Raw genomic sequence first — 5,307 nt, forward strand, 5'->3', positions numbered from 1 at the left:
TGCTGCTTGCGGCCCTAAGTTGCCTGCTGCTCAAGCCACGAACCGCGCTGCCTGGATAGCTCGGTCGGTTCACACGCTAGTCGGTTCAGCTGGATCACCGCGGCGCCACTCGTGTCGGGATACAGAAGGTTTCGCGTACAAATACGCATTCAGTACGTAGCCGGACTCAATCACCGGGTGTCGTTAAGTGTCGTTTCGTATCCGGAACGCGGGTTGCGAACTCGCCTAGACAGAACCCGGCTTATGCGCCGCTCTCGGCCCACAACAACAACATATTGCGGTAGTTAGAAGCAGACGCCAACATTTAGCGGTCTAGGTACTCTCGATTCAGTACTCAATTGGTACCCAGAACCTTCTGTATCCCTAACGACCCGGACGCCATCACGGTCTGCGCCGCCTGGACGCGCGATGGGTCCGAAGCCGACGCAACACCGGCAAGAGGGCCTCAGTCGGGCCGTCGGCATAGATACTGGCCCGTGTGGAACCAGCTCTACCGCGCCGGTGAGTACGCGGTTGGCGGCGTGGCCGAGCTTCACGGGAGTGCCGGTTCCAAAAGGCGCCTCGATCTATGTCTCACATTTACATCACTAGCAAGTAGTCGGTTTGGCTCAGCGAGAGTTGGATCACCCGTGGGCCACATTCATTCCGGCCTATTCGAAGGCAATGGAAACGGCATCTCGTGGCACCAGCTGGTGGGGTGGGACAGATGGCCCTTCTCGCAGAACCATTTCGATTCCACTCACGTCATCGTGCTGGCCGAGTTCGACGAGGCGAACTGTTCGTCGGGTGGTGCCCGGAGGACAGCCCCTGGAGGGCTGGGTGAGCGAATCGGGACGCGCCGAGCCGCTAGTCGCCGGCGGTGGCACGAGGAGATGAATCAATGAACCGCAGGCCCGCGGCGGCAGTGTTGGCCTTGCTGGCGGCGACCCAGCTGATCGGGGTCATGGATTTCTCGATCGTGATCGTTGCTATCCCGTCCATCGCACATGAGTTCCGGCTCACAGCGGACCAGGTGCAGTGGGTCAGGAGCGCCTATGCACTGATGGAGGCTGGCTTCTTGTTGCTGGGAGGTCGCGTTTGCGATGCGTTCGACACCAAACGGGTCTACATGGGCGCACTGGCGGTCTTCGGCATCGCTTCGATGGCCGGTGGGTTGGCCCCCAACGCAACACTCGTCTTCGTTGCGCGCGCAGTGCAAGGACTCGCCGGCGCAATCCTGGCGCCGGGGTCGCTTGTCCTCGTGACCAGGGAATTCGAACCGGGCGATGCGCGGAACCGGGCGCTTGGTGTGTTCGGGAGCGTCGCAATGCTTGGATTGCTACTTGGCGCGATCTTCGGCGGCGTTATCACGGGTTTTCTCGGCTGGCGCTGGGTCTTCTTCGTCAACGTGCCGGTCATCGCCGTGATGCTGGCCGGATCGGCCGTACTGCTCCAGCAGCGGGATAGGGGTCAGGTCCGGCCGCGACTTGACATCCGAGGCGCGGTCGTGGGTACCGCGGCAATTCTGGCGCTGATCGTTGGTATTTCGACCAGCTCGGGTGGCGCCCTGCGCCTCGTCGCTTTCACAGGCCTGGCGGCAGCTCTCCTCGCCGGATTTGTCTGGATCGAACACGTCGTCCCTGACCCGCTCGTCCCCTTCACCGTTTTCCGATCGAGACAATTCACCGGCGCCATTGTCGTGTCTGGTCTCCTACAGGTCGCCGCCGGCATCGTGCCGTTCACCGTCACGCTCGTGCTTCAGGGACCACTGGGCCTCCAGCCGCAGGCCGCGGGCCTCGCGTTGGTTCCGGCTGGCCTGAGCGGCATCGCAGGTGGCTTGCTTGTGGGACTCGCCATTCGACGCATCGGCCTGCGAAGGACTGTCGTCGTCTCGCTTGCACTGCTGGCCGGAAGCACGGCGCCGCTCGTCGGACCAGGGTTACACGGCTCGGCAGCCTGGCTCGCGCTCGGTTTTGCTGTCGGCGCGCTTGGATTCATCGGCTGCTCGGTGGCCACCACGATCGCCGCGACTTCATCGGTCGCCCAGAAACGAATGGGCCTGGCGGGCGGGCTGCTGAACACCTTTGGAGCTCTTGGGGGTGCGATCGGAGCCGTGGTGGCGGGAGTTCTGGATGCTCCCGGCACGGTCACGGCCTACGCGACGTCCTTTGTTGTGGCGCCGTTCCTATTCGTTCTGGCGGGTGTCGTCTTGCTCGTTGCTTACAGACCGACCACACGCGAGATCGAAAAGCCGTCCGCACCGGTGGGCGAAGCTGTTTAGCCCGGACGGATATCGTCGGCGAACTCTGAACAGAAAGCCGGCGACGCAGGGGGTGTTGACAAGGCCACCCGCAACGACATTCCGTAGCCCCCGATTCGGGCGTCGAACGCACGCCCCTTGATCTCAGGCGCGACGAGGATAAGGGCGATTTCAGGGCTGGTGAACAAAGGCGCAAACTCGCGCGCTCGGTGACCGATAGCCGGCAGACGGTTCACCGGCCTCTTTCATCTGGCGTAGTAAATCTGATTGAGATCGATCGGGCCGTGACCAAGGTTTCGCTGGATGCCGCCGTCGAACAATTCAGTGGCAAGTCATACGACAACTTGAAGAGCCACCTCGCCGACGCTCTGATCGCCGAATTGCAGCCAATCCAAGAGCGATACGCCGAGATTCGGACAGACGACGGGGCGCTAATCAGGCTCCTGAGCGAGGGAGCCGCGGCTGCTCGAGTTACGGCGGACCGCACTCTGCGACGTGTCCAGGACGCTGTCGGTCTCGCAGGGATGGAACCGTTGGGTGCCTGAGCGCCTTTCAGTCACAGTGCACCCGCGCTCATCTCGTCGGCGTATCGAGCGACTGGATGACGGTCTTCATGTCTGGCTGAGGGCTGCGCCGGCCGACGGCAGAGCCAACGCCGAACTGTTGCAGCTCTTGTCCGATCATTTTGCAATGCCACGCTCCGCTGTCCGCCTGGTTTCCGGGCGAGCGGGCCGGCGCAAGGTGGTCGAGTTGGGCTGATCGGCTAGGGGCGTGGCATGGGGGAGACAGAAGGTTTTGCGTACCAGTACGCATTCAGTACACAGCCGCATCGTGTCGCAGCTTGTCGTTAGGTGTCGTCCCGAATTCGCGACGCCCAATCTGAATTGGCGAAAAAAGAACCCGGCTTACGCGCCGCTCTCGGCCCACACCCCTGGTTTTGAATTCGGTTTCGAGTCAGACCTGGCTGTCGGCGGAACAATCAGGGAACAGCTCGCTGAAACAGCGACGGCGCAACGCGACCTACTGTGTCCCTGTTGCCAATGTGGCGCATTCGCGGGGGCTGCGCGACAGCACATTGAACCTCTCCACGTGGTGGCGCACAGTAGCGACGCCTTCTGTGTCCTACTGACGCCCGCCCATCGAGCGAACCTGGCATAGTCGGCAGCCACCCAGACGCTCTTAAACCCGAGGACGTACGCGTCAGGACCATGAAGCGACGCGATGTTCTCTCGGTACCGAGACCCATGAGAATTGCGGCGTGCGGGTCCTGATGTCCTGCCGCCCGGCCAATGGTTGCAAACCGCGGCTCGACCGGCGCGGGCCGCCCACAGGTTACGCGGGATGAGGTGGCTGTTCACCTCGTTTCCCGCGTACGGTCACTTCCATCCAATGGCGCCGCTCGCGTTAGCTGCGCGCGACGCGGGTCACGACGTCCTCGTGGCGTCCGGTCCGGACCTCGCCCGCTGGGCCAAGTCTTGCGGCATGGAGTCCTCTCCTGTCGGACTTGAACAGGCCGATGCCCTCCTGATCGCACATACTCGCTACCCGGACGACTGGGCGGCACACATGTTCACGGACGTTTGGGTGGGATCAGCGTTGCCTGACCTGCTGGCGTTGAGCGCATCGTGGCGACCCGAGCTTGTGGTCAACGAAGAGCTGGAGTATTCGGGAGTGTTGCTCGCGGCCATCCTCGGCATCCCATGCGTGACCCATTCGTGGCACGAACCTGTGTGGCCCTCAGAAGCCAGGCGAAGGGCGCGGCATCTGCTCACGCCGGTCTGGGCCGAACACCTTCCTGTACGGCAGGTTCGCGCGACCGGCGAGATCTACCTGGACGCATGCCCGGCGCCCCTTCAGTCCGACGAAATCGGCGAAATTGAGGGCGTTTTCCAGGTGCGCCCCGTGGCATTCGACGGGCCGCCTGTTGACGCCCCGGTGTGGTTGGCCGACCTGCCGCGACCTACCGTCTACGCGACTCTGGGGACGGTGCCGGTGTTCAGCACTCCGGAGCGCCTCCGGCTAATCGTCGACGCCGTCGCGCCAATCGTCGGCGCTGTGGTAGTGACGACCGGCCCAAACCCCGTTGAAGCGCTTGGAGACATCGCTCCAAATGTGCGGGCGACACCCTACCTGCCGCAGTCGTTACTGCTCGACCGGGTCGATCTGGTTATTTCGCAGGGAGGAGCTGGCGGCACTCTGGGCGCCCTCCTTTACGGGCTGCCGCATCTTCTTCTACCGCTGGGCCGCCAGAGTCAACTCAGACTCGCCCGATCCATCCAGCAAACTGGTGCTGGCCTCAGCCTGGACCCGGACGAGCAGGACCCGACGTCGATTCGCGCCGCTGCGGCAGAGTTGCTGCAGAACCCCATATATAGGGCGGCCGCTACCCGCGTTGGCCGCGAGTTGCACAACCGGCCATCACCGGCCGAGGTTGTTGCGATGCTCGTTCAGTCGTACGGCGCCCGTTTCGGCGCTGACATATGACACGAAGGAAGGCTGCCTAGTATTGATCTGTCCGAAGGACTTAACGACGAGACCAAATCGACGCGACACTCCGCGTATGCGACACATAAGTCAGCGTTCCTCAGGGAACAATTAGGGAACAGTCTCCGCCGATCGGGCCGTGTCGTTGGATGTCACTGCGTATTGGCGGACGGGAACTGAATTCAGTCTGGTAGAACCCGGCTTACAGTCCTCCCTCGGCCCACCTTCTGTATCGCTTAAGGACGAAGCAATCGTCGGTCTCCGCTAGCATGCACGAGGTTTGAGCAAGCCGATAGTCGTTGCCGCGCGAGCGGGTCTGTCGGTTGAGAATCCAGTCGGCGGAGTGTTGACGTTCAAGGCGATGTCTGACGAGACCGGCGGGGCAGTCACAGCGCTGGAAACGATCGCTGCGCCAGGAGAAGGTCCGCCGCTGCACGTTCATGCCGAAGACGAGCTGATCCATACGCTCGAAGGCGTGTTCCGGATAAAGCTCGGAGGCGCCCTCCACGAGCTGCGACCGGGAACATTCGTGTTCATACCCAACGGCACCCCGCATGCGTGGCAGAACATCGGAAGCCGGCCGG

At 62.7% G+C, this 5,307-nt stretch carries 3 protein-coding genes; all 3 read left to right on the forward strand.

What is annotated here, in order from left to right:
• Window positions 1-880: 880 nt before the first annotated feature.
• Window positions 881-2,260, forward strand: coding sequence for an MFS transporter (locus VGZ23_20345; GenBank protein HEV2359948.1), 1,380 nt, complete (start codon window positions 881-883; stop codon window positions 2,258-2,260).
• Window positions 2,261-3,580: 1,320 nt separating this feature from the next.
• Window positions 3,581-4,723, forward strand: coding sequence for a glycosyltransferase (locus VGZ23_20350; protein HEV2359949.1), 1,143 nt, complete (start codon window positions 3,581-3,583; stop codon window positions 4,721-4,723).
• A 346-nt stretch (window positions 4,724-5,069) separates the two neighbouring features.
• Window positions 5,070-5,307, forward strand: a 238-nt coding sequence (locus tag VGZ23_20355) for a cupin domain-containing protein (protein HEV2359950.1), incomplete at its 3' end; no start/stop codon positions are given.

The organism is bacterium (genome assembly GCA_035945995.1).
Taxonomy (GTDB): Bacteria; Sysuimicrobiota; Sysuimicrobiia; order Sysuimicrobiales; family Segetimicrobiaceae; genus DASSJF01.

Coding starts and splice junctions, on each gene's coding strand:
- VGZ23_20345 (HEV2359948.1), top strand. CDS start 881: ATGAACCGCAGGCCCGCGGCGGCAGTGTTGGCCTTGCTGGCGGCGACC.
- VGZ23_20350 (HEV2359949.1), top strand. CDS start 3,581: ATGAGGTGGCTGTTCACCTCGTTTCCCGCGTACGGTCACTTCCATCCA.